Genomic DNA, 26,531 nt, shown 5'->3' with positions numbered 1-26,531 from the left:
CGTTGCGTGCCCCATCGACGAGTTGTCTTCCCAACGCCTACCCTAAACGCTGGTATAAACTTTTGCGTAGTAAGCCTGGTACTCCTCAGAGAGGAGCGGTTGCCACCAGTCGCGGTTTGCCAGATACCACTCTACCGTTTGCCGCAAGCCAGTTTCGATCGTTTGTGCAGGACTCCAGCCCAGTTCGGTCTTGAGTTTAGTAGCGTTGATGGCATAGCGGCGATCGTGCCCCGCGCGGTCTTTGACAAATGTAATCAAACTGCTAGAGGGTCGCACAGGTAACTCCGGTGCGAGTTCGTCCATCAGCGCACACAGCATATGCACGAGATCCAGATTCTTGACTTCGTTATTACCGCCAATGTTGTATGTCTCGCCGGGAGTACCGCGATGAATCACCACATCCAAAGCGCTGCAATGGTCACCTACAAAGAGCCAGTCGCGAATATTCTGCCCGTCGCCATACACAGGCAGCGGCTTGCCCATCAAAATGTTGATGCACATCAATGGGATGAGTTTTTCGGGAAAGTGATAGGGGCCGTAGTTATTGGAACAGTTTGTAATGAGCGTTGGCAGGCCGTAGGTGTGGTAGTAAGCGCGTACCAGATGGTCACTCCCTGCTTTTGACGCGGAGTAGGGGCTGTTCGGCGCATAGGGAGTGGTTTCAGAAAAGGCCGGATCATCAGCGCTCAAACTACCGTACACCTCATCGGTAGACACGTGATGGAAGCGAAAATGCGTTGGCTCCTGCTGCGCTTTCCAATACTGCCGAAAGGTTTCGACTAGCGTGAAAGTGCCATTGATATTTGTCCGCACGAAAGCATCAGGCCCCAAGATGGAGCGATCAACATGGGACTCTGCCGCAAAGTGGGCGATCGTATCAACCGCTTCTTCTTGCAGCAAGGCATCAACCAGGGCGCGATCGCAAATATCACCCTCTACAAAGCGTAGATTTGCTTGCTCTTCCTGTACTGCTAGCGTTTTGCGGTTGCCTGCATAGGTGAGGGCATCCAACACGACCACGCGATCACCGGGATACTTTGCGCACCAGTGATGAACAAAATTAGCGCCAATAAAACCTGCCCCGCCCGTAATTAAAATGGTGCGTGGGGTTCTGGATAAAGATTGCTCGTGCTCTATAAGGGTCATAAACTCTAAGTACTCACATGTATAACGTTAGACTGGTCGAACGGAACCGAGAAGGCGTTGCCTTGAAGACGACTGGAAAAACAGCAAACTTGACGTGACGGCCATATGACGCGCTACACCCTACTAATTACAGGGTCAGGCTGGTTTTGCCTGGTCAACGATCGTGGCACCAACGAGTCGCTTAGGAGTCGCCGATAAATGTCGAGAATGTCATCAGCTTTGACATCCCAATCAAACTGGCTCACAGCGCGATAGTAGCCCTTTTGCCCCATCGATCGACGCAGCGCTGGAGATGCTGCCATACGGATCATGGCTGCCGCGAGGTCATCAATAAACAACTCTGGCGATCGCGGCTCAATCAAAATGCCACAGGACTCGTTCAAATACTCTGAAGGGCCACCCCAGTTTGTGGCAATGACTGGAACGCCCATCGCCATCGATTCTAGAACAACGGCACCGCCGCACTCCAGCATACTTGGTAATACCATCACATCTGACTGTTGCAACCGCTGCGCGCACTCAGCTTGAGACAACCACCCTGGAAAGGTCACTGAACCCCTGTGCTGAGGTTGCTTTAGAATGCCTTGATCGCTTGCTGGATCGGGAACTGAGTGCAATAAGCCCAAGGCGATCGCCTGCTGTTGCAGTTGAGCAGACTCAGGCCCATTACCAATAATTTCTAGCTCAACGGGTAGGGTGCGGGCAACGCGCTCAAAGGCAATCAGCAGAAGGTCAACCGCTTTCCAGTGAACAAGTCGACCGACAAAAACAAATTTTGTGGGTTGCACCGTTGCTTCTAAATGTGCATACTCTGAATGTGCATATTTGGAAGCCACCTTACTGCTTGCAAGCTCTGGTTGCCAAATCGACAGATCAACGCCATTCTCATACAGCTCAACCACGCAGTCACAGGTACCCTTAGGTAGTGCCGCATGGGTACGTGCGTTTGCTACGAGTAAGGCTGCTGCTCGACGCTTGCCCGGTAATAGCCAATTCAACCAATTTGCTATCAGACGACCAATTCCAAGCGTGAGATGGACAAAGCGGCTTTGCATGTACTGGAAGGAGGGCGGGTAGTTCATGCCACCATTCATGGGGCCAATGATGACTGGCGCACCCACGTCAAAAATCAGCGATGGCTCTTTAGGGGAGACGGGAATTGGTTGATGTACCAGGTTAATTTGGTGGTGCTGTACCGTTTCTCGCACCAGAAGACGCTGCTCCATCTGAGTGAGAAGGCGCGATACAAAGCCAACGGTGACATATGCTAGGCGATGTGGCAGAAAACGACCAACTTTCCATAAAAGCCGATGCAGGTGGGTATCAGAGACAAAATAGACTCGATCGAAATCCTTCCCCAAAAGCAGCTTTAACTCATCACGAGTGCGTTCATGCACAACCAACCAGACTTCCACTTGGCGTTTACGCAACACGCGAAAGTAATGGAGCGGTAGTACCGCCTCACCGCCAAATTTTGCCGATGCATGTTCTGCCACAAGCAGCACACGAGGTTTATTGGTAGTCATATCAAGCTTTTAAACACTGGTAATACACCCATTGGCTAAGCAGTTCTATAACATGGTGTGCAGGCTAACAGCTTCTACTATTGGTTAGTGTTTGGGTGTTTCAATCCATGTATTGAGGATCAGTGCGTTGAGAATAGATCGAGCCGCGATCGACATCACAGTGCAGGAGCAATACTAACGCTAGTGCCGCTAGGCTAGCTCAATTTGGCAGTCGTCGCCAATCATAAAACGAAGCGCTTTAGGACGTTGCGGTGCCGTTTTAAGGTGAGCGCGCTGTCCAATCACACTGTCAACAATCCGCTGATGAATACCGACAATCCGTGCACCTTGAAGGATCACACTATGTTCTAAATCTGCGTCAATGAGCGTTACTTGATCCGCAATACTACTGTAAGGACCAATAAAAGAGTTTTCCAGGTGGCAATTTTTCCCAATTGTCACAGGGCCACGTACAGTACAATTGACGAGCTTGGAACCAGAACCAATCTGTACACGCCCAGAAATTTGGGTTTGAGCATCCACTTCGCCACCAAGGTCTAGTGTCAAACACGTATCGAGGATAATCTGATTGGCTTCGAGTAAGTCATCTTTTTTGCCCGTGTCCAGCCACCACCCTTCGATTTGGCGTGCCTCGACGTGCTTTTTCTGGTCAATCAGGTTTTGGATAGCATCCGTAATTTCAAGCTCACCTCGCGCAGACGGTTGAATGCAATCGATCGACCCATGAATGGTAGGCGCAAAAAAGTAAATGCCGACCAACGCTAGATTTGATGGCGGCACTTTGGGCTTTTCGACTAAGTGGATGACTCGCCCCTGCCCATCTACCTGAGCAACGCCAAAGGCGCTTGGATTAGCAACAGGACGCAACATGATGAGCGCATCCATGTGCTGATCCTTAAAGTGATTTAAAAACCCGCCAAGTTCGTTTTGAATCAGGTTATCACCCAAGTACATGACAAAGGGCGCATTGCCCAGAAAGGGACGGGCAATCTTGACGGCATGCGCTAGACCAGCCGGGTGCTCTTGCAAAATGTAAGTGATTCTGGCACCAAAACGCTCGCCATCACCCGTTTTTGCCTTCACTTCTTCACCCGTTTCGGGGCTGATGATAATCCCAATTTCTGTAATGCCTGCCGCTACAATGGCTTCAATGCCGTACCAAAGAATGGGTTTGTTTGCAACAGGCACCAACTGCTTGGCTCCCGTGTGGGTCAATGGACGTAACCGTGTACCCTTACCACCACTAAGAATAATTGCTTTCATAAAAAGGGTCTCTGGATGAGCGTTATGTGTTAAGGATAGACTTCGGCTAGTTTAAGCGGCTTTCCGGCTTGATCTTTCGTAGACAAAATTGGTTCTGCGGCTAGAGACCAATTGATCGCTAAATCAGGATCATTCCAAAGCACGCAACGCTCGTATTGCGGCGCGTAGTAGTCGGTCGCTTTGTACAGCACTTCGGCAACGTCTGAAAGCACTACAAAGCCGTGACCAAACCCAGCAGGCACCCAAAGCATGTGCTTGTTTTCAGCGCTCAGGGGTCGGCTCACCCATTGCCCAAACGTTGGCGAATGCTGACGAAGGTCAACTGCGACATCTAAGATAGCGCCGACAATGGCCCGCACTAACTTACCCTGAGGCTGTTGGATCTGGTAATGCAACCCCCGCAGGACGTTTTGGCAGGAACGCGAGTGGTTGTCTTGCACGAACTGACCAGTAAAGCCAGTTTTATCGGCAAAGACACGTTCATTAAAGCTTTCAAAGAAGAAGCCGCGATCGTCTTCAAAGACGCGAGGCTCAAAGAGCATGACATCGGGTATTTCAGTGGGCAAAACGTTCATCGAAGAATCCTCACAATACGTCCCCTACACCCAAGATTTAAAGCGTTTTATGAGAACTTTGCACTCAATTTTCCCAACTTTTGTGCGCTAACTCTAAGCGTTATAGCCTGCTGATCGGTTAATACTCAATGCGTAGGAAAAATCTTCATTAAAAAATGAAGATCCTACTCAAAAACCGCCTGTAATATGTGAATTCATGCTGGCATCCGTAAATCCACTCAGCAAAGCACTCAGTTGCAATACAGATACATTTGTGTCAAGTCTTAAAGGAAACAGCAAGCCTGCTGGTGCCCATCTATTCCTAAAAACCAGGACATCCCCTTGTTTAAAGATGACTTGCTTAGAGGCTAATGGTTTTGGATCACAGTGGTAGGCGCACAGACTTTTCTTCAGTTTCCCAAGTTCTTAGTCGTGTTCAGATGAAGCCACTTATGCAAAAGCGTAGCGAAGGCAATCAGATGAAACGGAGTTTCCTAATTGCTGCTTTGCTACGCCTACTTCATATTGAGAGTGGTCTGACAAGTTGAAGCTTAAACGCTGCAAACAGGCTTGTCGTTGGCGTTGAGCTTAATGGTTCCTTCTGAACCGCCAACAACGAAAGGCTCTTGGCCGTCTCCAACCTTTCTAAGGAAGACTGGCTTCTGAAGCAAGCACGCTCTAATTTTCTCACCCCAAGCCGGATAGTCGGTCGGCGTACCGTCAGTGATGGGGGTATTTGTGGTGATAGCAGGGTCTTTCACGATCGCCAGTTCGATCGGCAGTGTGAAATAGATCGGTGTGACGGGTGGCGTAGGAAGATCAACCGAGCGACCGCCTACAATCGTTTCGCTGTCGGGGGAAGTGGTCACTGCCAAGGGGGCCGCAGAGGCAGCAGCAGCATAACCCAGCGAAAGTGCAACCGTAGCAGCAATCGCAATTCGTTTCAACATAGCGGAGTTCTCCTCAATAAATCTGTAGTGATTGACTGTCTTTGAGCAATCGATAACGAGGCAATGCCCCTGTAATTGATATCTCTATCATTTATAGAGCTAACAGGTCGCTATCATTAATCCCTCGAAAGGAATAAGCTTTAAGCCATTGCTCATACACTATGAACCCTATGCACATTACCATAGCTTAAGCGCTTGAAATATCGTAAGGCTATGTGAACGAATCTTATCAGGTGCGATCGTGGCGTTTCAGGTAACATCTCGCAAAAATTGACGAAAAATAGGGATTCGGCAGGCATGGAATTTGAGATGATAGCGGTTGCCTGTAATACCTCTAACCAATTAATGCGATGGCACGTTCTGCCAGTGCTGCTGCTGTAATACCGTTGACTGACATCAATTCTCCAGCGCTAGCCGTTGTTTCACCACGTTTCCAAGCGAACGTATCTCGTTTAGCAGCGCTTCGCAGCATGATTGGCTCTAGCATACCGCTAGCGCCACCCGTCACACCCACAAGCGCATCGCCGCCAAACAGCGACTCAAAGGCCGTATCACTCAAGAAGTCACCATCGGGTTCAGAGCAGAGATCCCAGGCAACATCTGAAGTGCGGTACAGGCGGCGAGGGTTGACGACGGAGACTATGCGTACACCAATCCCTTCTGCCGTGAGGCGTGTAGCCGTTTCAAAGACTGGCAGCAACGTCATATCGCCAATGACTGCAAAGACGACGGTTTTGCTACCACTAGTTTCGCGGAGGGTAAGGGCACCGTTGGCGATCGCTTGCTTTGCCTGCTCAAACGTCATCCGAATGGGCAAAGGGGATTTGCTGGCAGTAATCACAACACCCTTGTTTTTCTGCGACAGCGCCCACTCGTAGCACACCTGAATGCTATTAGCATCGGGTGGAAAAAGCGGAAATACATTGCCGTTTCGCATCATGGCAGCAAAATAGGCTTCAATCTCTGGCCGTTGATGCGTCCAACCATTGCGCCCCTGTTCTAACGCACCAGCGGTAAAGAGCGTTACGGTGGCAGGTGTGGGTCGGCGAAGTTCTGCCATTGCTTGCGTGACCGTCTGCCAGATGGGTAGCCCGTTAATGGCAAAGGATTCATAAGAACACCAGAGCGATCGCGATCCCATCAGTGCTAAACCAGCGGCTAGGCCCGCGCAAGCATCCTCGCTCAGCGGTTCGTAAACCTGACCAATGGGTTTCTGGTAGTAAAGGGGATCTTCAGTTGGGTGAATGATTTTGAGCACCTGGTTGATATTGGCGATCCCAGAGGCTTCATTGCCGTCTGCATTTGTTACCACAAAGCCGGGATCAGCTTGCCCTACAGCGGCAACCAGTTTGCCCATCGCCGTTGTCGAGACTTTTGAGTCGCCACCAACCGTAAATTCTTCTAACGGTAGTGAACCTAAATCAGGTAAGGGAAGCACAGACTCCGTAACGGCTGTTTTACTCGCAGGGCCACCGCTTGCCCGTTCGCAGTTAGTCCGCACTAGCTCCCAGGCAGCAGGAGTCAAGGCACGAGCATGAAGGGCTGCAATAATGTCAGGGTTTTCTAACGTGTGCTGGGCATAAAGGTTATGAGATTTTGACCCACGGGCATGCACTCCGGCTCCTTTAAGCTGCTTGATGATAAGCACGGTAAGTTTGCCACCCAACGCCGATCGCGCCGCTTCGTCGGTTTTTGCCAGCACGGCCTGACCAAAGGCGAGTCGTTGCTCAAACGAGAAAGCGGTGTTGTCTACATACGCTCCAGGCTGGTTTTGGTCGTCAAAGTCTTTGGCATCAATCAGCACGACTTGTTCAAACCCGTTGCCGCGCCAGTATGCCTCCATTTCCGCATTCGTTTTCAGCGATACCATGCTGTGGTGTTCTTGCGAGTAGCCGTTCCAGACAAGGACAGGCAGGAAGTTGGTGGCGTGTGGATAGGCCGTGTGGAAGTGGGCGATCGCGCTCACAATGTATGGCTCACCCAAGCCCCCATCACCGACCGTGAACGGAAAGAGCTTGTCTCGATGAAGAAGTGCGGCTGACATGGCGAAGTGCTGCCCCTGCCCCAGTGGGCCTGCTGGCGCAAGAATGCCTGGAATGAAGCCAGAAAGATGGCCCAATAGCCCATGCTGTTCGCGGAAGCGATCGCGCAACTGCTGGACGGTGGTAATGCCCATGTCCTCTAGTGATCGATCCAGAAACATGGCGCTGTAGAAACCGGGTGCATGGTGCCCTACTTCCGTAATGATATTTTTGTAGCCCAGCATCACCAGGGCAGCGTAGGCTTCTGCCTGACTCGCAAAGCCACCTGGATGTCCCGATGCTTTACTCGCCGTGACTTGCAAAATCAGATAGCGCAGCGCATCCGCATACAAAAGCGTTTGGTACGCCGCAGCCGGATCAGCGAGATCAGCGATCGCAGTGTGTCCGTCTCCAATCACCGGAGCTTTGCCGTAGGCATCAAACCCTGAAACTGAATCACTGAAATATTGGATGCCTTCGCAAAAGGCTGGAGCGCTCACGGATTGGGAATTGGGAGTCACTGCGGTCATGCTTGAGATACCTACTGCAACGAAGAGTTTGGCGGCGATCGCCTTTTAACAATAGTACACAGCCCGTTGCACAAAAAGGTGGTGTGAGTTTGGATGGCTAATACCAGTTTTGAGTTTTGAGTTTTGACTTACAGAAGCTTTGTTCCATCACTATTTGAGGTTCTTGATTTGTAGCCTAGTTACCTGTAAATGGTGTAACCCCGGAACTGATTGATGCCTTACATCCACAGGCAACCTGCTAGACTCAAGGCCATCTAGTTAAAGTATTTTGCCGATGTCTCTGCTGCGATCACTAACGTTCACATCTGGGAAGGAAACACTTCACGCTTACTATGCGTGTCCCGACGGTGCGGGGACGTTTCCAGGCGTGGTTGTGATTCACGAAGTGTTTGGGCTGACAGAGAATATTAAAGACATTACGCAACGTTTTGCCGATGCAGGCTATGCTGCCTTAGCTGTTGATCTATTTACGGGACGGAATCGCGTGGTTTGCATGGTGCGCTTCCTGGCTGACATATTTACCAACGCGCTGGATCATGGTGGCATTCATGATCTAAAAGCGGCACTCACGTTTTTAGCTGAGCAACCGAATGTCGATGCAGAAAAGCTGGGCGCGATCGGGTTTTGTCTGGGTGGAGGGTTTGCAGTGGCATGGGCCTGTACTGATGAACGCCTCAAGGTGATTGCTCCCTATTACGGTGCCAATCCGCGACCACTGGAAGCTGTTGCCCGTGTCTGTCCCGTTGTGGGGTCTTATCCCAGCCAAGATTTCACGGCAAAATCAGGGCGCAAGCTAGAAGCCGCTCTAACGCAGTACGACGTTGATCACGACATCAAGATCTATGAGGGAGCAAAGCATTCGTTTTTTAACGATCGCAGTCGTATGTATGATGCTGATGCGGCGATCGACTCTTGGCAACGAGTGCTGGCCTTCTTTGAGGCATATCTTGGAACAGGGGAAATGCAGTAGGGAAGGCAGAGGGCAGAAGGTAAAAGGCAGAAGGCAGAGTCGGGAGTCGGGAATAGGGAGTTGGGAATGGGTAGAAGCTGATGGCTGATAGCTGCCCGCTGCCCGCTGACTGCTCATGCTGACTACTAGTGATGCAAGAGAACGCGGAGGAAGATAAAGATTAGCCAGAGAGCAAAGACTCCAAAGCCGACAAAGGTAGTGACGGCGTTCTTTGTGTTGGTTGGTTGGTTGAGCGACGAAACATTCGTGGCTTCGGCAGTGTTGATGAAGGTGTCTTGATCGCGGATGATTGCCTGGGGTGGCAGCGTTTCAGAGTGGGTGCCGACTCCAGGCATTTTTTTGACAGCGGTACCGATCGCCATAAATTCGATGATTCCGCCGCCCAGGTTATACACGTAAGTTTTGATGCCAACGACCTGATCGGCACTGCAACGACGGGCTTCTTCGGCAATGTGGGCAAGGGCTTCTTCACGCGCTTCGTAGATCAGCGTAGTGACTTCCTGGATTTCGCCGCGCACAAAGGATTTGAAGAAGGAGGTAATGCCACCTACCAGGCCGAGGGAATACACTGAAACGCCAAGCACGAGTTGAATCGGCATATAGCCCTGATTCATCAGTCCCCACATTTCATCGTTTGTGAGGTCGCTGGTAATGGGGTTTTGATTGAAGCCGATCGGCAAGGCTGGATGTTTTGAGGCAGTGCCAATCATGACCATTTCTTGCATTCCCGCAAAGGGCAGAATTGAGGTTTTGATGCCAACGACTGCATTTGCACCCGCTTCTCGCGCTTCTGCCTTAATGCGTTTGAGGGCTAGATGTCGCGTTTCATTGAAAATCTGCGAAAACTCTTTGATTTCGCCGCGCTGCAAGCTTTTCAAGATGCCAATCAAACCGCCCCCCAGCCCGATCGAGTAGGCAACGTTGCCGAACACAAACCGTTTCGGCTCAAAGCCTGCATCCATTTGGCAATAGAGCGCTTGACCATCCGCAGCCGTCGAGAACTCCAGCGTTTCAGTTCTGGCTTCAGCATGATGGAGGCAAGAGCCGATCGCCAAAAACTCGACATTTGTCCCATGCAGCACTAGTTCATTCGCCACGCCTGTAATACCCACGCCACCATGCCGCTTTGCCTCGGCAACCATGCGCGCATAGGCTCGCTGCCGCCCTTCATGGATGATGCGCGTCACCTGATGTACCTCTCCTCCAAAAAGCGTTTTGAGTCCCGAACTGATGCTGCCAATCAGCCCTAGCGAAATGACACTGTTGCCAATGACGAGATCGCCCGGTGTAAGCCCCTGGCGCTGGAGGCAAAAGATTTCATTGCCCGATAAGCCTGTAATGATAGCCATCCGTCGTGTCCTCGCAATGTATGGGGTGGGCATCGCGCCCGTCTTGCCCGTTTTATTTATCTTGTTTGCCTTGTGGAAGCAATTGCTACGGGAACCTCTTACGTTGTATACCCAATTGGAATGAAGAGAAAATCCAGGAAATACGGAAGAATAAGATCATTGAGAGAGGTTTACATGACAGTTCCTGCCTCTGCTTGTTGTGCCGTGGTGCTTAACCAGCAGCAGCAAGCAATGCAACACCACGAACATTGTGTTCAAGCTAAGAGTGATCAAGCTAGAGCAGACCATATTGGCGGAAAAAATGCCTTGAAGAGTCGGGTAACGATCGCGTCTGATCGTGTTGTGCCAAAACAATGTACCGTTGTAGAGCGTGGTCGGGTTGTGGTCAAAGATATGACGCCTACAGATGAAGTAGACCCTACAGATGCCAATAACGCGGCAAGGTGATTGAGCGATTCGTCATTCGTCTAGTGCAAGTGGGATGACATCGTGAAAGTAGTTGTAATCGATGTAGCGATCGCCATCCTCCGTGTGGCGAATAATGTCAACAAACTGATTATTCCAGAGAATTTCAGTGGCAGCGTAGATATGACGCGCATGCACCACCTGTGCAACGGTTTCGTCAATGCCACTGAGTGAAACGGAGATGGTTGCCTGAGTTTGCACCAGTGCTTCGGCGGTCATGCCATAGAGAGGACTAGTTTCGTCAATTAAGTGGATTGCCAGCCAACTAAGCATAAACCCTGGTGATTGGTCCCGCATCAGGCGAAGGTCATGGATGCGACGAATAAACTGCCCATCCGATCGCACTTCGTCACGCAGGAGATACACACGCAACTGGGCTTCCAGAATTTGGTTGCGGCGCTGGTTTGCTGTGCGAAAAAAGAGGGCAGGGACACCATCATTGGGTGCAATGACGGCAACACGACTGAACAACACCCGCGCGGTGGGTCGAGAGAAGCGGGCAAAGGCCAACCCCGTCAACACAGCAACACCGACCAGACTGACCATTGCCTCAATCGTCATGATCGCATTGGCGTAGTCATTTCTGGGGTACATGGCCCCGTAGCCGATCGAGGCGATCGTTTCTACGCTGAAGAAAAACGCATCTAGAAACGAGCCTGGACGGGCATTGGCAATGCAATCGCCACCGATGAGATACAGCACTGCAAACAGCGAATTGATGGCAGCATACGACAGCACGATGAATGCCAGAAACCCGCTCCAGGGAAGTGTCAGCAGCAGATGGTAGGGGTCACGCCAGTAAGAATACCAGGCCCCGGCACCGTCTACCTGAAAGCGCCCATCCTGGACTTTAATGTGAACGTGCGGAATACGGCGTTGGCGTTTTTTTGAAAGTAATTTTCTAAAGCGGCGTTTCATAATGTGCGATCGTAACAAAGGGTCGATAGCAAGCTGAGGTTCCTACGTTGTAACGTACACGATGCTGCTGGCACGATGCTGATCGCAGTGAGATTGCTTTACTTCGTGATGGTTTGCGCGATCGCGCCCTGATGATCAATTTGAAGTCTATGCACCTGCACGGCAAACGCTTGCTCAGTCCAGGCAGTGGCGATCGCATCCTTCACTGTTTCTGCTGTTTGCGGATTTGCCAGCGCCAGTAGGGTTGGCCCCGCGCCACTGATCACCAGGCCATACGCTCCTGCCTTGAGTGCAGCCGTTTGTACCGCTTCATAGCCTGGAATGAGTGCCTGTCGATAGGGCTGATGGATGCGATCCTGCATGGCAGCCTTGAGCCATTCCCCGTTACCCGTTTCTAGCCCACGCAGTAGTAAACCCAAATGTGCCACATTAAAGACGGCATCAGCACGGCTGTAGGAGTTTGGCAGCACTTGTCGAGCCACCTTTGTAGAAAGCTCAAAGGCTGGGATGGCGACGATCGGAATGACGCTGCTATGCCAAGGGATTTCGCAAAGCTCCCAATCGCGATCGATCCCCGTTGCGGACAGGCAGCATCCTCCCACCAGTGCTGGCACGACGTTATCGGGGTGCCCCTCAAGGGCGATCGCCAGTTGCATCAAAACCTCAACCGTGAGTGGCGATCCTGCCAGCTTATTGGCTCCTACCAGACCACCCACGATCGCCGTCGCCGAGCTACCCAACCCACGTGACAACGGTACACCCAACTGAATCTCAATCTTTACAGGCGGCGGCGCTTGCTTTAAGTGGTGGTAAACCCTGATAAACGCCTGGTACGCCAGATTGCTCTCATCTGTTGTCACCAGATGAGCTTCTGCACCGATCGCCGTAATCACAACCGTCTCATCACCAGGCGGCAGCGAAAAGCAAAACTGATTTGAGAGCGTCAGTGCTGCTCCCAGACAATCAAAGCCCGGCCCCAAGTTAGCGGTAGTCGCTGGAACCGTAACATTAACAGTAGAAATCACAAAAATGCGGCAAGATATTGAACCGTTTCATTTTCCCACGATTGTAAGGACGTTTCTGTAGGGACGTTACATGTAACGTCCCTACAGGTGGTCGCTCACCACGCGAAACCCAATGTCATACAAATGCGTATCAGGGTTCAGTTTGCCACGAAAGGCAGAGCGGCAAGTTTTGGGGCCTGAATTCCAGGAGCCACCGCGCAACACTCGCTGGTCAGTCATGCCGTTCTCGACCCAGGCAGACCCATCGCTTGGGGCACCATTGTAGTTATCGTGCCAGCGATCGATGCACCATTCGCGCACCAGGCCGTGCATATCGTACAGACCAAAGGCGTTGGCGATCGCAAAGCTGCCAACCTCGGTGGTTTCGCGGCGATCGCTCCCGGTTGGTCCTTTGCCATAGGAACCTTTGCTGCACACCCTGCCTTCGTACTCCCAATCAATGCCAGAATAGTTAGCGAGTTCTGTTGTAATCGTTTCACCAAACCAGAATGGGGTTGTCGTGGTAGCCCGACAGGCATATTCCCATTCGGCCTCGCTGGGCAGACGGTAAGAACGGCCTGTAGAAAGAGAGAGCCGATCGCAAAACTCGATCGCGTCCTGCCAGGACACCTGCTCCACTGGACGGGTTGCACCTGTAAAGCAAGAAATTTTGGGCGATAACGGCTGGTTCACTTTTGGCAAGTTCGCTACAGCACTCCATTGCGCCTGCGTCACCGGATATTTGCCCATCCAGAATGGCGCGATCGTCACCAAGTGTTGCGGACTCTGGTTTGGGTGCCAACCGTTCTCAGTGGGTGGCGCTCCCATCATTAAAGTGCCACCAGGAATCGTAACCAGATCCATCGTTGTGCCATCACCTAACGCTTCTGTTCGGCCAGGAGCCGTTTGAAGGCGTTTCTCGTAGATTTGCCCATACGGATCAACAGTCAGAGTGCCAAACTCAAAGACGGATGCGTCAATCATAAAGAGTCACGATCGCAGGAATCAACTAAGCTCCGTTAGACAGGCAATTGTGCCCAAAAGAACATTACCAGATACCGCGATGCGTGAACCGATTCTAAAAAGATTAGTGAGGATAAACGTGCGATGGGAGTGGGGCTGTTGTGTCTGACGTTCTGCCAGATCGCGAACTCTCCACTCAATCCGACTTCTGCTCAATCCATCTCAGCAGTTTGGTCGTCGTATCGAAATTTTGCGAGCATCCAGTAACAGGGTCATATGCATGCCAGACAATCTTGCCAGCGCCATCACACTGCTGCTGTACAATCACATTTCTTCTCTTATGAAACAGTGTGCTCAAGCGATGCCAAACTTTAGTGATTGCCACAAGCAGAGGCGTTGTTTGCATCCCTTCATGACTATCGACACGATACATTCGCTCTAAGGTTTCTCGCTTTAAATCGAGGTGCGATCGCTGCATAGCATTACCCTACAAACAGTAAATGGACTACCTTCAGGTACCTTCAAACACACTCTACCAATTGCTTAAAGCCGTAACAAAGCAGTCACTGCATCGCTTCTATGAAAAAAATTCATCAATTGACCCTGGCAAGCGATCGCGTCTTTTGCAACAATCGAAACTATTGCTGCGGTCATCCTCATGAAGGCTATTGATGAGAGTCGTATTACGCTTGCTCAATTGCGCGCTGTGGTCGCGGTGGCAACCTATGGCAACTTTGGTGAAGCGGGGCTGCATTTAGAGCTTTCACAGTCAGCCATCAGCCACGCGATCGCGAACCTTGAGGCAGAGTTAGGGGTCGTGTTATTCACACGGGGTCGTCATGGTGCCTATCCTACTCCGGTCGGCGATCGTGTTATTGACCATGCCCATCGCGTACTCAAGCCATTAAGTGCGCTGGTTAAAGATGTGAACCTGGAAAAACGGTTACAAAGCGGCCAAGTACGGATTGCGTGTTTTCGCACGGTTGCCACGCATTTGTTGCCAGCCGTCATTAATCGCTTTCGCGATCGCTTTCCCAATATTGCTGTGACGCTCAATGAGCATTGGGATTATATCGGTGTCGAGCAAGACTTACGCGATGGTCGCGTCGATTTAGGCTTTACACAATTGCCTACAACTGACGAATTTGAAACATGGGAGCTGTTACGGGACGAATACATCGTCTTGCTACCGCCGAAAACGTTGAACACTGTCGATCAGCTCACCTGGGAGCAGTTAGCCACCTACCCGCTGATCTTTCCATCCAATGGCGGCAACTGCTACACCTTGATTCACAAGCATTTGACTCGCTGCCAGTTTCCCATCAAAATTGCCTACGATGTCAAAGAAAGCTCCACAATGGTCAGCATGGCCGTGCAGGGTTTGGGAGCCGCTATCCTCGCACGTCTGTCAGCGGAACCAATCCCACCAGAGGTGCAGGTTCTCAGTCTGCCTGTGCCTTTAGAACGCAGTATCGGTGTGGCGATGCTGGCGAATGCCCTGCAAACACCTGCCGTTTTTGCCTTTTTAGATTTGCTGAAGACGGCTAAGTTTGACAGGCAGTAAGTTTGGCAGATAGTAAGCTTGGTGCGTAAAGCGAGGGTAATCCCATTTTCCTTTGATTGGGCTATGGATAAATGGCACTGACGGAACGATCCGAATCGCCCCCAAACCCCAAAATCTGGAGGAGCCGAACCATAAAGTCCCCAAGGCTAGGAGCTTAAAGCCCTTTGGGCATACAAGAAAAGGGGCTGTTTTTGGTTTATTTCAATGCCATTCGGCTACAGATAATGTACTCCAAATAGGTATATCATGCAGGTTTGGGCACTCAAAACTCAAAACTAGTATAGGCTACCGTTCCACTAGGCGCAGGGGATGCCCGTCTGGATCGCGTACCAGCACTCCCTTCTTGAAGCCCAGGCTTTGCTTTGGAATAGTAACAACGTTTGGAGAAATAAAGGTGGATTGATGGAGTCGTAGCTGCTCAGCCATTGCCGCAAGATTGTTCACGATCAATGTGGTTTGCCAGTGCAGCAAGTCATTTGGTCTGGCATCCGCAGGAAGCGATCGGCCATCTTTAGGTTCTAAATACTCCAAAAATTCAATGCCGGGGCCAGCCGGAGAACGCAAGCCGCTAATGTGTAGCCGTGCACCTTGCACATTGTTGAGATGTTCTTGCTCAGTCCCGCTGTTCATGCTTTCCCCAGCTAGCTTCAACCCCAGCACATCTCGATAGAATTTGAGGCTGGCTGCGGTGTTAGACACGACGATCGCGGTATGGTCAATCCCTAAAAAGATTTGCTTTGTGGGTGTTTGCCATTTGGGATCGCCTTTCCCCTTGGGAAAATAAATAATTTCTAGATTGTGTCCATCGGGATCTTTGAAATAGAAGGCGCGAATACCCGCAGCCGCTTTATTAGAGTCAGGAAGACGCTGGGGAGCCGTAGACGCATATTGCACTTTGGCTTGGCGCAACTGTTGATACGCTTGATCCATATTGCTTACGACGATCGCAATATGTTGAAACCAGCGATCGTTGCTGCGTGAAGCAATGGGAATTGGTCGCCCTTTGGGAGTGAGATATTCGGTGAGTTCAATGAACTCAGTACCAAGTTGTAGTTTGACGACCCGTAACCGCACGCCAAACAGCCCTTGCAATTGTTCATATTCCGTACCCAGCACTTCCACATCAGAGACTTTCTTAAACGGGAGCACTGTGGTGTAAAACGCCAGCGACCGATCCATCTCTGCAACCGTCATCCCAACCGAATCAATCGCAACAACTGCACCTTGAGCCGTTTGCGCTTGTGCAGTCTGGTTTGTGACCGTACCTTGCTGAATCTGAGAGGCTGCTTGTAGTTGGGGTGCAAGCGCGATCGCGGTAAAAACAACCGCAGAAAGGAGCAATCGTTTGAGGGGTTTTGTCCAGCGTGCAGGCATGGTTACACCAGTTTTGAGTTTTGAGTTTTCAGTAGCACTAACTCCGAAGGAGCCACTTCGTGTTTCTTGTATGCCAGAGGCTTTACGCACCGACAAGCTAGAGAGTTTTGAGTTGCAGAGGCTCTGTTCCATCACTGTTTGGGGTTCTTGATCTGTAGCCCAATGAAATGAAAATGGTATTAGACCTCGGCAGGGGGGGCAGATTGCAGGAGGGCGATCGAAGCCTCTAAGGCTGAATTGAGAAATGCCTCGACCTGTTGCTGTTGCGCTTTAGCACCAGCATGCTTCGGTAATTGGGAGGTGGTTAAAACCGCGCCAACCCAGTGTTGAGTGTGCCAAAACCCATGACTGTCCAGGGCGGGAAGACTGGCTGTATCGGGATAGGGATAAGGCGATACATACCAATAAGGTTCGTCATAGCTCGTGTCGCCTGGGGATAAGCCAACGCCGATCGTGAGAGGATTACCATCTTTTGTGCCAGCAAGCGTTATGAGAATTGCCATATCAAATTGGTGAGGCCAAGTGCGGATCGCTGAAACGTTGTCAGTCATTGACACGATCCGTTCCAATAAAGAATGAGTGTTGGCATAATATGCGGTCAACTCATTTAAAGCGGCGGTATGACTGGCATCAAAACGGGCACCTTGAGCCAGGGGATGAGTCGGAAAATCATCGGGCGGAGCATCCAGAACCACGATCTTGCTGGTATCGATACCCAATTTAGACACTGCTTGCTTGAGCCAGTCCAATCCTTCTGCCATCGTGTTTCCAGTTAGCGGCAGAGAGGCGATTGCCTCACGCTGTTGATTCAGGAGGTGAAGCGTCAGGCGAGCAGGATCGAGTACGACTTGAAACGGTTGAGGCGATCGGGGCAGTGTATCAACAAATGCTTTGAGATCTGGATTCCATGCCACAGTCGTGTGGCTAGCGTCTGGTAAAGGCTCTTTTAGTGTTGCTCCCACAGCGGCGGCCAATTGAATCGCGTAGTGTAATTGCACTCTACTTTCGGTCAAGTCTTTAGATGGAATGGTACCAATGAATTGCCAGGTTGCCGTCATAGTAGTTGCCTTACTGTGAGAGAGGGGTTGAAAGCTGGAAAAAATTGCCAGTCAACAATCTCTTATCACAGCTGCTAAGTGCCGCCATCGCCCACCCAGGGCTAATTTTTCTCCTATCTAACATCATTGACGGCTTCGCTTGTACACCAATAACGTCTGCCTTTTACCTTTTACCTTCTGCCTTCTACCTTCCACCCAATCTGCCACACCCATTGCAGATGATGAAAATAAGTAGATATGTCTATACATCTAGCACCAGCCTTGATGGTTTGGGTTTGGCAATGCAAATAAGGACGGAACCATCGTCGATCGCAGCGGTTGGTGTTTCCACATACTCCACCTCACCCTCCAAAAGCTTGCATTGGCAGGTGCCACAAATGCCTTGACGGCAACTATAGGGAGGATTTAACCCATTGGTCTCGGCGAACTCTAAAAGATTGTCTGCACCAGCTTGCCAGAGCGCTGTTTTGTTTGACTGCGCAAATACAATTTCTGCATTCTCAACGTCACTCGCATCCTCTAGGGGGCGTTCAGCCGTTGTCTTTGTGGCCTTCGTAAACATTTCAAAGAAGACCCGACTTTCAGGTACATCTGCCTGTTTCAAGCCCTCACGGATGGATTCCATAAACGGTGGAGAGCCGCAGAGAAAATAATCTGCATCTTGCACCATCAATGATTGAATGAGGCCAGCATCCACATAACCAACACTGTGGTGGTGACCTATATCCTCTGCTCTGGGACGGCTATAGGCGAAATGAAGCATCAAGTTAGGATTTTGCGCTGCGATCGCCTTCACTTCGTCTCGAAAAGCATGAAAACGACCATCACGCGCTCCATGAAAAAACCAGATGGAACGGTTAGGGTTCAACTGCGTCAGCGCTTTTGCCATACTGATCATGGGTGTAATACCGACCCCGTTACTAATTAATACGACTGGGGATGGTTTACTCACATCTAAAACAAATTTACCGCTTGGTGGTTTGGCTGAAATCACGTCCCCTTCGTGAATCTGGTCATGCAGAAAGTTAGAGGCAATCCCTGGCATGACATCTAAGCCAGCAGGTATGGGTTCTCGCTTAATCGACAACCGATAATAGGTGTGTGGTTCAACATAATCGGAGAGCGAATAGGTGCGAATCACAGGCTTAGCCTGTCCAGAAATATCCAATTTTATGGTCAAAAACTGACCGGGTTGAAAGTTTGGCAGTTCCCCACCGTCCTGAGACTGTAAATAGAAAGAGGTAATTTCCTCGCTCTCTTTCACTTTGCGAGCCACCACAAAATTACGCCAATCTTTCCAGGTATGCCACTCAAGGGGTGGAGAAGATGGCTCATCTCGTACCTCGTCTGTCGTTTGTGATGTTCCAGCGTAAACCCATCCAAGTAGAGCGCCACATCCTGCACCTGCTAAAGCGGCATAAAAGGCTGTTTTGTAGGCATCATCTTTTGCTTTAGTGGTACCAATCACGATCGCAGACGCAAGCGTAATGGCTGAAAATGCGGTTAGAGCAGCGGTGGCGCTTCTGGCGAAAGGGTTGTGGATTGCTTGAAGACTTCTAATCATCTGCGACCTCGTTTACGATAATCATGACGGTGTGTTTCCATTTATGGATTGATGGCATCAAATGGTGCACGCGATCACATTCGGATCTTCAGTAAAGGAAATGAGCGCTAAATGGTCTGGGTTTTCTAACAGGGTTCGTGTGACCAAGAAGGCTGCGATCGTCCAGGTCTGGTATTTTCTCGCCTCTTTGCCAGTGAGCCTGCCATGCCTGCCGTCGTAATACTCAAGCCAGCGATCGGTTGAGAGACGTTGTTCGGCGATCGCCAGTGCTTTGTAGGCTAGTTCAACCTTGCCCACCTTTAAAGTTGCTGCTGTGAGAAGCCAAAGCAAGACAGGCCAGTTGCCGCCATTGTGATAAGACCAGGGAATATTTTTGGGGTCAGATCCCGTGATAGTGCGCCAATCTTGCCCTTCAACGGCTGGAAAGCAAATTTTCATCGGCATGTGACCGACTAAATCATTCCAGCATTGTTCGATCAGCGCGATGATGGCGTTCGATTGAACTTCATCAGCCAGTGATGCAATCACCGCCATTAAATTCCCTAGCCCAAAGAACCGAAAGTCTATTTGTCCCGGCCCCAGGTTTCCCGCCATGTAGCCGCCTGTATCTGGAAGCCACTCAATCAACCAGGAGGGAATCGTATCAGGATAAATATTGAAGCGATTCAATGCCGTTGCGCCAAATTCTTCCCCCTTGTAGCGATAGATCTCATTGAGGCGTTTGAGGTCAACCCAGTAATAGGCCCGCACATGATAAGCCAGGTGATTTAACCGCGTTTCTACGGCTTGAAGATACGTATAACCGACATCATCCGATCGCAGCAATTCGCGTGCCGATCGCAAAGCGGCATAGAAGAGCGCTTGAATTTCTAAGGGATAGCCGTAAACGCCCATCCGTCGATCGATCATGAACGAGCCTTCAGGTACCAGAAGGGTGGGGAACAGATCAAACCGTGCTTCCAGACAAAGCTGCAAAATTAAATGAATACCGTGCTGAAAATCATCGCGGTGCGCTAACGCCAAATCGCCCGTTGCTTTGACGTAAGCCCGTAGCAAAATCAGCCACCAAAAGCAAGAATCGATCGGTGCCACACGCGCGATCGCCTGCTCACCAAAATCAGCCAGGAGACGTTCTTCTCCCTCCTGCACAATCACCTTAAAGCTGGCTGGTTGCAACCCTTGCCCTGGTTGAAAACAATCCATTCGTCTTTCATGGCTTTGAAGCTGCAATACTTCTACTAAGAAATTGCGTACAATTTCTGGCTTGCCTTGCATGAGAAAGAACAAGCCCGAAGACACAAAATCACGCACAAAGCACTGGTCGTAATTAAGAGCATCTGCTTCTGGATCGCGAGCCGCGACCGTTCCAATCGGGCGACCCTGATAGTAGAGAACTGCATCATTAAGGGCTGCGGTAGCCTCTTCCACCAGAGCATTGTTTGCCAGCATGAAACCATTCCCTAAACGTCATCCACCCGCGCTTTAAAAAGACGATACAGAAAGCGCGTCTCAACCATGTCTGAAGATACCAGGTCTATTGAGGTTGCTTTTCAATTGATGGTGCGATCGCCTCCCCACAGAATAAACTGTGCCGCCAGAAATCATCACGACTTGCCCGTTACATCCCTCCTAAGCTGGCAGCGCCAAACGTTGCGTTAAACTTACGACACCAGATGACCGCAGATTTGTAATTTGCCACATTAATATTGGCAGGGATGAGATACCGTTGTGCGCCGCTGAACTTTTGTAGGGGTGCCAGAATAACGTAATCACCCGTTTTCAGCGGATAGGCAGGCGGTTTGGTAGAACCAATGACGTTACCAGAGCGATGTAAAACAACGACCAAATCTGGCCCACTCCTAGAGGTGTTAAAGCCTTGATTCAGTTCGAGAAAGAGCTTGCCATTTTGACGAAGAATCCGTGCAGTGCCCTGAGTTGGGTGTTCTCCAGACCGAAAGCTGCCAGAACTAACCACCACAGGTTTTGCCGATTCCATCATCTGGGCGATCGTGGTGGGTTGTTCTTGTGAGGTCGCAGATTGCGTGATGCCAGAAATAGCATTGACGATCGCCAGACTCTTCTCAATGCTTCCGAGAGACCCTGCAAGTACCAGAGCCGCTAGACTGAAGCAAAACCAACGTCTTACTTTCATGATGGAAACCGTCCTTAAGACAACATTAATGAACCGTTGTTTTGTTCTTTGAAGGCTCCTTGATTGTGGCTTAAGGTCACGCAGGCAAGATGATGAATGTCTAAGGGATTTAATTTAGAAGACTGAAAGTTTCGTGAGAAGCTTCTTAGTGTTTTCTCAGCCAGTTTTCAGCTTTGGCAGGATGAAGACGAAGTAACGTTGATTCTGCTTGGTGTGGTGAAGTCGTGTGGCACTGAGCCTCTTTGAGTAACAAACTTGATCAATTCAAATCTTGCACCATTCTCAAGAAAATGCCTTTTGGGCCTTTCTGGCGATCGCCTTGCCTCGCCCTGTACTAAAAGTGCGGTCTAACAGAGGAAAGTCCACTAGAAGTGGACTGAAAATCAACTGAGACGCTTTGCAGTCCGTTTTAACGGACTTCGTACTGTTATTAACCCAGCAATGTTTGTTCGTACCTATTTGCAAAGTCCTCTACGATTGCGTAGGGTGTGTTAGGCTTTGCCGTAACGCAGCGCTGGTCTTGAGTTTGGTGCGTTACGCTGTCGCTAACACACCCTACGCGGTTGTGCATGATCTTTGACTGCCATTTATAGCCCGTAATTATTACAGGGCGGGTTATTGCGAGAGATGCAAGATCTCAATTAACAAACTTGACCAACAAACATGGTAGATTTCTGACATAGCAGTCCTAAATTATTCGTGAAAAGCATGCTGTGTTTGAGTTAATCAGCCGTCAGCTATCAGCCTGGAGTTTAAAGCTGAACGCTGAACGCTGAATGCTGATAGCCAAGCAGAATCATTTTCACAAATCAAATTGGATCGCTATAGCTCCACGTATGATGCAGGTTGTGACTTGTGATAAGTGCGGATGATGAGTCTCGACAACAGCTTGCCTGGCAGCGAGAGCGGCAAGCAATGGCGATCTTATCCTCCCTCAACTATCGCACAGGTGAACTTAACGGCTATTTACACAACATTGCCTGCGCCGTGAGCCAACTGGTTGATGTGGATTGGACAGTTGTAACCATTTGTCAGGCAGGGTTTGAGAACGTCCTGGCAAGTAGTTTAGAGATGGGCGATGCGCCTCGCACTTATGCCCTACATGGACGGCTGATTAACACGGTGATGCAAAATCGCTGCACGCTGGCGGTCAGAGACGCGATCGCGCAACCAGAGTATGGTAAGCCAGCGCCGGGCTATCGGGCCTATCTTGGCATTCCCATGCGGACGGCTGAAAGTGAAATCATCGGCACCGTTTGCTCCTTTCATCGCCAGCCCCGCGAATTTACACCAGAGGAAATTCAAATCGTGGAACTGTTTGCCGAACGGGCTGCAACCGCGATCGACCACTTTCATCTTTATCAGCAGCAACGCCAGTTTAACGAAGCTCTGGAAACCGAAGTGCAAAAGCGAACCGAAGAATTGCAAATCGCTCAAGCAAAGCTGGTGGAACGGGAACGACTGGCGGCGATTGGTGAATTTGCAGCTATGATTGTGCACGAAATTCGGAACCCATTCACCACGATCGCTATGGGGTTGAAATATTTTCAAAAAACGGTGCTGACAACCTCGGCGCAAGAACGGCTGTCACTCGCTCTGGATGAAGCCAGCCGTCTGGAACGGTTGCTGGGTGAGATTTTGCAGTATGCCAAGCCCCAAACATTGCAGCTGGTTGAATTAGAGATCAACGCTTTTTTGCACAAGCTGCTGATTGTAATCAAGGAGATGCCGGAAGCTCAAGAGCGACGCATTGCCTTCACACCTGCACCCGCACCTATCAAGATCCTGGGAGACGAAGATAAACTGAAACAGGTGTTTATTAATCTCATTCGCAACGCTTGCGAGGCGATCGCAGCAGGAGAGGTCGTCACCTGGGCTGTCGACAGTACAGCCACTCAGCAGATTGACATTCGCATTCATAACGGTGGCGAACCAATTCCAGCCGCTATCCTGCCCAGGTTGACGCAGCCCTTTTGTTCTACAAAGCCTGGTGGTACTGGGTTAGGGCTAGCGATTACCAAACGCATTGCGACTGCTCATGGTGGTACATTAGCAATTCAATCGACAGCCGAACGGGGGACGATCGTCAGCATTACACTGCCTGTGCTAAACCCATAACAGCTCAGCGATTGCGAGAGTAGCGATGAGCACGCTGCCAATCTCACGCCCATGCTTTGCAATACGACCGATACCGTAAGCCTCTAATCCGTTCCAACGCCTTTCCCACGTTCTCAGGCTTGCAGCTTACCCCCAGCTGTCTTCGATTTTGGCTTGAAACATACGAGATTGGCGGGATTCGAGCGCAAAGCCTAAGACCGAAATGCTTGCCAAGAAGTCTTTTCAGGACTCAAAAAAGCACTGTGCTTAAAACAGTCTAAAGGCTGAAGTGCCTGTTATTCCTTTGTCAGTTTTGGCGTTAGCTCTTTTACTCGTGCATTGTCTACGACGTAAACATTGAGAGAAAAATAACCGTTCGCCACACACCCTACAGTCCTTGAATTAATTTGCAGCCTGCTATGTAAAACTGACTCATTTGGCTAATCTCCCTATTTTATAAGGGTTTCTGGCTAATCACCTGACAAAGCAATGGCTCATGCTTGGTTAATCACTATAGTGTGCCAACTCCTGGGTTACCTCCTTCGCAATGTCTTGCCTTAGTGACAGGGGTGCAATCACTTCGCCATTGGGTCGCCAGTCGCGCAGGCGCATCGTGACGTTAATATCGCCTGCCCGAATCCATACAGCGGAATAAGCGTCGTTGGCGGAGCGCCGATCGATCAGCTTTAAGACTTCCTGCTGCTCCAGTGGATCAGGAATCTCCTGACGAACTAAATCCGGCAGGCGACTGTAAGCGATCGAGCGAAAGGTGGGGTGGCGCACAGTGTTGTCTACATACCAACGGGCAAAGGTGGCTGGGAAGCGCAAAAGTAGCAGTTGACGAGGCAGGTAGAAATTGAACCCCCACGCCTCGTCTAACTTCGCTTTGACAGCTTCCGGGGAGGGCAGTTCACCAATCCCTACTGCTAACTCATCGGGGAAGCACTGCTTCTGTTTTTTTTGCTACCATGACCACAGCTCATTCGCACTCACCTTCTCGGTTTGTACTGCTTGAACCTGAGGATTATGTGCCAACTGCGCTTGCTAGCTAGCAGCACGAACAATATTAACGACTATGTTATGCGCAGTCCATTCGTACGACTGATTTCTCTAAAACTGCTGCTCTAACTATGGGCCTGTAGAACCTGCCGAATTTGTTCTGGAGTCACTTGTTGGTGTAGTACGAGGTATCAAACCGTTCGTTGAACGTTTGCTGGCATTGGGGACAGAAATATCGCTGGCTGCTGTCGAGAGCTTTGCCATACTCATGCGAAGGTGGATGACCACAGAGCCGACATTCCATAGCTCGTGTTACACATTTCATAACTCGTGTTTGAGAGTAAATGCTCTTCTACTTTACTAACCCAACCGTAGATTGAGCACTATCAAGTGGCCCAAACCTTCAAGTAGTCGGTTATTGATTAAATTATGTCTCAACCACTTAGCCTCTTGAATCAGTCTGCCTGCTTTGGCGGTACCGTCAGTTTCTACAGCCATCTGTCAGTGAGCTGTAATGGGATGATGAAATTTGCGGTGTACTTGCCAACCCGATCGCAGACTGAACCTTTGCCTGTGCTGTATTTTCTGTCGGGGCTGACCTGTACGGAAGAGAATTTTATGGCGAAAGCGGGTGCGCAGCAGTTTGCAGCAAAATACAGGGTCATTCTCGTTGCACCAGATACTAGTCCACGTGGTGCAGGAATTCTGGGTGAAGATGACGATTGGGATTTTGGCACGGGAGCCGGATTCTATGTAGATGCTACTGAAGCACCCTGGCGATCGCACTACCAGATGTACAGCTACGTCACGCAAGAATTGCCTGCGTTGATTGCAGCAAACTTTCCGGTGCTAGTCAATCGTCAGGGTATCTTCGGGCATTCGATGGGCGGACATGGTGCCTTGGTCTGCGCGCTACGGAACCCTGACCAGTATCGATCGGTGTCTGCCTTTGCGCCGATCGTCGCTCCTACCTGTGTACCTTGGGGACAGAAAGCGTTTACTAACTATCTAGGAGCGGATCAGGAAAAGTGGCGATCGTACGATGCCAGCGAACTAGTTTTGAAAACTCAACTCCAGCATCCGATTCTGATCGATCAGGGTACAGCAGATAACTTCCTGGAAAAGCAACTGATACCCCAGGTGTTTGAGCAGGCGTGTGCGAAAGCAGGACAACCACTAACCCTACGAATGCAGAACGGCTACGACCACAGCTACTACTTCGTCTCCACCTTTATCGAAGACCACATTCGCCATCATGCCGAAGTGCTGTACCACTAATGGCTTGTTGTGCTGCTTGAGTGATTAGGGGATGGCTCACTAGCCTTCGCTGTAGGCTATATTGTCTGAGAAAACCATGCTTTCAAAGTCTGTGTTATGAGTCATTGGTTGTTTGATGATCCGCCAAATGTAGCGGTTCTGACAACTCATCAGGTCTTGAAGGGCGAGACAATTTTGTATGTGAGTCACGATGAAGAAGACGGTGCTTGGCAGTTCCATACAGGTGCGACGATGAATGAATCGGATGCTAAAGTCGTGGCGTTGAAAAGAATTGTCGAGCTTGATTGCTCTGTAATGCAGTTAGCCGATTTGCCGCTGGGTTGGGTAGCAACTAGATGAGAGGCGGATGCTGATTGGCAAAGACTTAAGTGCAATAGCCACTTGTGAAATAGTGCTGCTTCAAGATGCTCATTCCAAATTCAGAGAATGCCGTTGTTGATGTTCGTAAACTGCGTGACTACTGCCTCAACTTAGAACATAACGATGGAAAGCACAAAGCACGGCTTTTTGGCTCAATGCTTGGAATGACGGTTGATCATGCTGAGGAGTTGCGTCAAATCCTGCTTGAGGCTGTCAAAGTGCAGAAAGCCCAGTTGGGAAGACGAGATGAGTTTGGACAGCGCTACACGCTCGACTTCACAATCGAATGGCAAAATAGAAGTGTAACCCTTCGCAGTGGCTGGATCATTGAGCATGACTCAGCGATTCCTAAGCTAACAACCTGCTACCCTCCTGATTGACTGACACAACTCTTAAGCAGCGGCGGTAACCGTATGGACTTGAAAC

General features: G+C 50.2%; 25 protein-coding genes. 7 read left to right on the top strand and 18 right to left on the bottom strand.

What is annotated here, in order from left to right; genetic code table 11:
- Positions 1–42: 42 nt before the first annotated feature.
- The 6 genes from rfbB to AC5JLP_RS32345 all read right to left on the bottom strand — a co-directional run bounded on the left by rfbB (position 43) and on the right by AC5JLP_RS32345 (position 7,990).
- On the bottom strand, positions 43–1,146 hold the full coding sequence (gene rfbB, locus AC5JLP_RS32370) for a dTDP-glucose 4,6-dehydratase (RefSeq protein ID WP_496071987.1): 1,104 nt from the start codon (positions 1,144–1,146) through the stop codon (positions 43–45).
- 113 nt (positions 1,147–1,259) lie between these two features.
- Positions 1,260–2,672: a glycosyltransferase family 4 protein gene (locus AC5JLP_RS32365; RefSeq protein ID WP_496071986.1), complete on the bottom strand. Its 1,413-nt coding sequence runs from the start codon at positions 2,670–2,672 to the stop codon at positions 1,260–1,262.
- Between the two features lie 189 nt (positions 2,673–2,861).
- A complete protein-coding gene (locus tag AC5JLP_RS32360) occupies positions 2,862–3,935 on the bottom strand; it encodes a glucose-1-phosphate thymidylyltransferase (RefSeq protein WP_496071985.1) in 1,074 nt (357 codons plus the stop codon).
- A gap of 29 nt (positions 3,936–3,964) precedes the next feature.
- Positions 3,965–4,510: a dTDP-4-dehydrorhamnose 3,5-epimerase gene (gene rfbC, locus AC5JLP_RS32355; RefSeq protein ID WP_496071984.1), complete on the bottom strand. Its 546-nt coding sequence runs from the start codon at positions 4,508–4,510 to the stop codon at positions 3,965–3,967.
- 530 nt (positions 4,511–5,040) lie between these two features.
- Positions 5,041–5,439 (bottom strand): hypothetical protein, encoded by a 399-nt coding sequence (locus tag AC5JLP_RS32350; RefSeq protein WP_496071983.1) that lies wholly within the window; start codon positions 5,437–5,439, stop codon positions 5,041–5,043.
- A gap of 334 nt (positions 5,440–5,773) precedes the next feature.
- On the bottom strand, positions 5,774–7,990 hold the full coding sequence (locus AC5JLP_RS32345) for a phosphoketolase family protein (protein ID WP_496071982.1): 2,217 nt from the start codon (positions 7,988–7,990) through the stop codon (positions 5,774–5,776).
- 274 nt (positions 7,991–8,264) lie between these two features.
- Between AC5JLP_RS32345 and AC5JLP_RS32340 the strand changes: the two genes are divergently transcribed.
- A complete protein-coding gene (locus AC5JLP_RS32340) occupies positions 8,265–8,960 on the top strand; it encodes a dienelactone hydrolase family protein (protein ID WP_496071981.1) in 696 nt (231 codons plus the stop codon).
- Positions 8,961–9,085: 125 nt separating this feature from the next.
- Here the strand turns inward: AC5JLP_RS32340 and AC5JLP_RS32335 are convergent, their stop codons facing one another.
- Positions 9,086–10,309 (bottom strand): heavy metal-binding domain-containing protein, encoded by a 1,224-nt coding sequence (locus AC5JLP_RS32335; protein ID WP_496071980.1) that lies wholly within the window; start codon positions 10,307–10,309, stop codon positions 9,086–9,088.
- Between the two features lie 174 nt (positions 10,310–10,483).
- Here AC5JLP_RS32335 and AC5JLP_RS32330 point away from each other — a divergent pair, with 174 nt between their 5' ends.
- A complete protein-coding gene (locus AC5JLP_RS32330) occupies positions 10,484–10,756 on the top strand; it encodes a hypothetical protein (protein WP_496071979.1) in 273 nt (90 codons plus the stop codon).
- Positions 10,757–10,768: 12 nt separating this feature from the next.
- On the opposite strand, the gene AC5JLP_RS32325 is transcribed toward AC5JLP_RS32330, so the two are convergent.
- The 4 genes from AC5JLP_RS32325 to AC5JLP_RS32310 all read right to left on the bottom strand — a co-directional run bounded on the left by AC5JLP_RS32325 (position 10,769) and on the right by AC5JLP_RS32310 (position 14,137).
- The gene (locus AC5JLP_RS32325) at positions 10,769–11,692 is read right to left on the bottom strand and encodes an ion channel (RefSeq protein ID WP_496071978.1); all 924 of its coding nucleotides are present in this window, start codon (positions 11,690–11,692) and stop codon (positions 10,769–10,771) included.
- A 98-nt stretch (positions 11,693–11,790) separates the two neighbouring features.
- Positions 11,791–12,717, bottom strand: a complete 927-nt coding sequence (gene thrB, locus AC5JLP_RS32320) for a homoserine kinase (protein WP_496071977.1) — start codon at positions 12,715–12,717, stop codon at positions 11,791–11,793.
- Between the two features lie 81 nt (positions 12,718–12,798).
- Complete coding sequence (locus tag AC5JLP_RS32315) at positions 12,799–13,680, bottom strand: formylglycine-generating enzyme family protein (protein WP_496071976.1); 882 nt, start codon at positions 13,678–13,680, stop codon at positions 12,799–12,801.
- 175 nt (positions 13,681–13,855) lie between these two features.
- Positions 13,856–14,137, bottom strand: a complete 282-nt coding sequence (locus AC5JLP_RS32310) for a hypothetical protein (RefSeq protein ID WP_496071975.1) — start codon at positions 14,135–14,137, stop codon at positions 13,856–13,858.
- 180 nt (positions 14,138–14,317) lie between these two features.
- On the opposite strand from AC5JLP_RS32310, the gene AC5JLP_RS32305 reads away from it, so the two are divergent.
- The gene (locus tag AC5JLP_RS32305) at positions 14,318–15,223 is read left to right on the top strand and encodes a LysR family transcriptional regulator (RefSeq protein WP_496071974.1); all 906 of its coding nucleotides are present in this window, start codon (positions 14,318–14,320) and stop codon (positions 15,221–15,223) included.
- Positions 15,224–15,508: 285 nt separating this feature from the next.
- Here the strand turns inward: AC5JLP_RS32305 and AC5JLP_RS32300 are convergent, their stop codons facing one another.
- From AC5JLP_RS32300 to AC5JLP_RS32280, 5 genes are all read right to left on the bottom strand, one after another.
- Complete coding sequence (locus tag AC5JLP_RS32300; protein ID WP_496071973.1) at positions 15,509–16,729, bottom strand: VOC family protein; 1,221 nt, start codon at positions 16,727–16,729, stop codon at positions 15,509–15,511.
- A 47-nt stretch (positions 16,730–16,776) separates the two neighbouring features.
- Positions 16,777–17,655, bottom strand: coding sequence for a hypothetical protein (locus tag AC5JLP_RS32295; RefSeq protein ID WP_496071972.1), 879 nt, complete (start codon positions 17,653–17,655; stop codon positions 16,777–16,779).
- A 241-nt stretch (positions 17,656–17,896) separates the two neighbouring features.
- Positions 17,897–19,219 (bottom strand): 2Fe-2S iron-sulfur cluster-binding protein, encoded by a 1,323-nt coding sequence (locus tag AC5JLP_RS32290; protein ID WP_496071971.1) that lies wholly within the window; start codon positions 19,217–19,219, stop codon positions 17,897–17,899.
- Positions 19,220–19,276: 57 nt separating this feature from the next.
- Positions 19,277–20,668, bottom strand: coding sequence for a glycoside hydrolase 100 family protein (locus AC5JLP_RS32285; protein ID WP_496071970.1), 1,392 nt, complete (start codon positions 20,666–20,668; stop codon positions 19,277–19,279).
- Positions 20,669–20,837: 169 nt separating this feature from the next.
- Positions 20,838–21,371, bottom strand: coding sequence for a DM13 domain-containing protein (locus AC5JLP_RS32280; protein ID WP_496071969.1), 534 nt, complete (start codon positions 21,369–21,371; stop codon positions 20,838–20,840).
- A gap of 855 nt (positions 21,372–22,226) precedes the next feature.
- Between AC5JLP_RS32280 and AC5JLP_RS32275 the strand changes: the two genes are divergently transcribed.
- Positions 22,227–23,489, top strand: coding sequence for an ATP-binding protein (locus AC5JLP_RS32275; protein ID WP_496071968.1), 1,263 nt, complete (start codon positions 22,227–22,229; stop codon positions 23,487–23,489).
- Positions 23,490–23,972: 483 nt separating this feature from the next.
- Here AC5JLP_RS32275 and AC5JLP_RS32270 read toward each other — a convergent pair whose 3' ends face one another.
- Positions 23,973–24,377, bottom strand: coding sequence for a TIGR03985 family CRISPR-associated protein (locus tag AC5JLP_RS32270; protein ID WP_496072140.1), 405 nt, complete (start codon positions 24,375–24,377; stop codon positions 23,973–23,975).
- A gap of 256 nt (positions 24,378–24,633) precedes the next feature.
- A complete protein-coding gene (locus tag AC5JLP_RS32265; protein ID WP_496071967.1) occupies positions 24,634–24,771 on the bottom strand; it encodes an IS1/IS1595 family N-terminal zinc-binding domain-containing protein in 138 nt (45 codons plus the stop codon).
- 125 nt (positions 24,772–24,896) lie between these two features.
- Here AC5JLP_RS32265 and fghA point away from each other — a divergent pair, with 125 nt between their 5' ends.
- The 3 genes from fghA (at position 24,897) to AC5JLP_RS32250 (ending at position 26,485) form a co-directional block, all read left to right on the top strand.
- The gene (fghA, locus tag AC5JLP_RS32260) at positions 24,897–25,745 is read left to right on the top strand and encodes an S-formylglutathione hydrolase (RefSeq protein ID WP_496071966.1); all 849 of its coding nucleotides are present in this window, start codon (positions 24,897–24,899) and stop codon (positions 25,743–25,745) included.
- 96 nt (positions 25,746–25,841) lie between these two features.
- Positions 25,842–26,084 (top strand): hypothetical protein, encoded by a 243-nt coding sequence (locus tag AC5JLP_RS32255; RefSeq protein ID WP_496071965.1) that lies wholly within the window; start codon positions 25,842–25,844, stop codon positions 26,082–26,084.
- A 65-nt stretch (positions 26,085–26,149) separates the two neighbouring features.
- Positions 26,150–26,485, top strand: a complete 336-nt coding sequence (locus AC5JLP_RS32250) for a DUF6883 domain-containing protein (RefSeq protein WP_496071964.1) — start codon at positions 26,150–26,152, stop codon at positions 26,483–26,485.
- The last annotated feature ends 46 nt before the right edge of the window (positions 26,486–26,531 follow it).

It is taken from the genome of Stenomitos rutilans (genome assembly GCF_059505485.1).
This window is presented reverse-complemented; position numbering and strand designations above follow the sequence as displayed.

Excerpts from the sequence above, each read along its gene's own strand:
- AC5JLP_RS32250 (WP_496071964.1), top strand. The coding sequence starts at position 26,150 with ATGCTCATTCCAAATTCAGAGAATGCCGTTGTTGATGTTCGTAAACTG.
- AC5JLP_RS32295 (WP_496071972.1), bottom strand. The coding sequence starts at position 17,655 with ATGACGGCAACCTGGCAATTCATTGGTACCATTCCATCTAAAGACTTG.
- AC5JLP_RS32285 (WP_496071970.1), bottom strand. The coding sequence starts at position 20,668 with ATGCTGGCAAACAATGCTCTGGTGGAAGAGGCTACCGCAGCCCTTAAT.
- AC5JLP_RS32265 (WP_496071967.1), bottom strand. The coding sequence starts at position 24,771 with ATGGAATGTCGGCTCTGTGGTCATCCACCTTCGCATGAGTATGGCAAA.
- AC5JLP_RS32325 (WP_496071978.1), bottom strand. The coding sequence starts at position 11,692 with ATGAAACGCCGCTTTAGAAAATTACTTTCAAAAAAACGCCAACGCCGT.
- AC5JLP_RS32330 (WP_496071979.1), top strand. The coding sequence starts at position 10,484 with ATGACAGTTCCTGCCTCTGCTTGTTGTGCCGTGGTGCTTAACCAGCAG.
- AC5JLP_RS32335 (WP_496071980.1), bottom strand. The coding sequence starts at position 10,309 with ATGGCTATCATTACAGGCTTATCGGGCAATGAAATCTTTTGCCTCCAG.
- AC5JLP_RS32345 (WP_496071982.1), bottom strand. The coding sequence starts at position 7,990 with ATGACCGCAGTGACTCCCAATTCCCAATCCGTGAGCGCTCCAGCCTTT.
- AC5JLP_RS32305 (WP_496071974.1), top strand. The coding sequence starts at position 14,318 with ATGAAGGCTATTGATGAGAGTCGTATTACGCTTGCTCAATTGCGCGCT.
- fghA (WP_496071966.1), top strand. The coding sequence starts at position 24,897 with ATGTCTCAACCACTTAGCCTCTTGAATCAGTCTGCCTGCTTTGGCGGT.
- AC5JLP_RS32350 (WP_496071983.1), bottom strand. The coding sequence starts at position 5,439 with ATGTTGAAACGAATTGCGATTGCTGCTACGGTTGCACTTTCGCTGGGT.
- AC5JLP_RS32365 (WP_496071986.1), bottom strand. The coding sequence starts at position 2,672 with ATGACTACCAATAAACCTCGTGTGCTGCTTGTGGCAGAACATGCATCG.
- AC5JLP_RS32315 (WP_496071976.1), bottom strand. The coding sequence starts at position 13,680 with ATGATTGACGCATCCGTCTTTGAGTTTGGCACTCTGACTGTTGATCCG.
- AC5JLP_RS32290 (WP_496071971.1), bottom strand. The coding sequence starts at position 19,219 with ATGATTAGAAGTCTTCAAGCAATCCACAACCCTTTCGCCAGAAGCGCC.
- AC5JLP_RS32280 (WP_496071969.1), bottom strand. The coding sequence starts at position 21,371 with ATGAAAGTAAGACGTTGGTTTTGCTTCAGTCTAGCGGCTCTGGTACTT.
- rfbB (WP_496071987.1), bottom strand. The coding sequence starts at position 1,146 with ATGACCCTTATAGAGCACGAGCAATCTTTATCCAGAACCCCACGCACC.
- AC5JLP_RS32340 (WP_496071981.1), top strand. The coding sequence starts at position 8,265 with ATGTCTCTGCTGCGATCACTAACGTTCACATCTGGGAAGGAAACACTT.
- rfbC (WP_496071984.1), bottom strand. The coding sequence starts at position 4,510 with ATGAACGTTTTGCCCACTGAAATACCCGATGTCATGCTCTTTGAGCCT.
- AC5JLP_RS32310 (WP_496071975.1), bottom strand. The coding sequence starts at position 14,137 with ATGCAGCGATCGCACCTCGATTTAAAGCGAGAAACCTTAGAGCGAATG.
- AC5JLP_RS32300 (WP_496071973.1), bottom strand. The coding sequence starts at position 16,729 with ATGGAACAGAGCCTCTGCAACTCAAAACTCTCTAGCTTGTCGGTGCGT.
- AC5JLP_RS32360 (WP_496071985.1), bottom strand. The coding sequence starts at position 3,935 with ATGAAAGCAATTATTCTTAGTGGTGGTAAGGGTACACGGTTACGTCCA.
- AC5JLP_RS32255 (WP_496071965.1), top strand. The coding sequence starts at position 25,842 with ATGAGTCATTGGTTGTTTGATGATCCGCCAAATGTAGCGGTTCTGACA.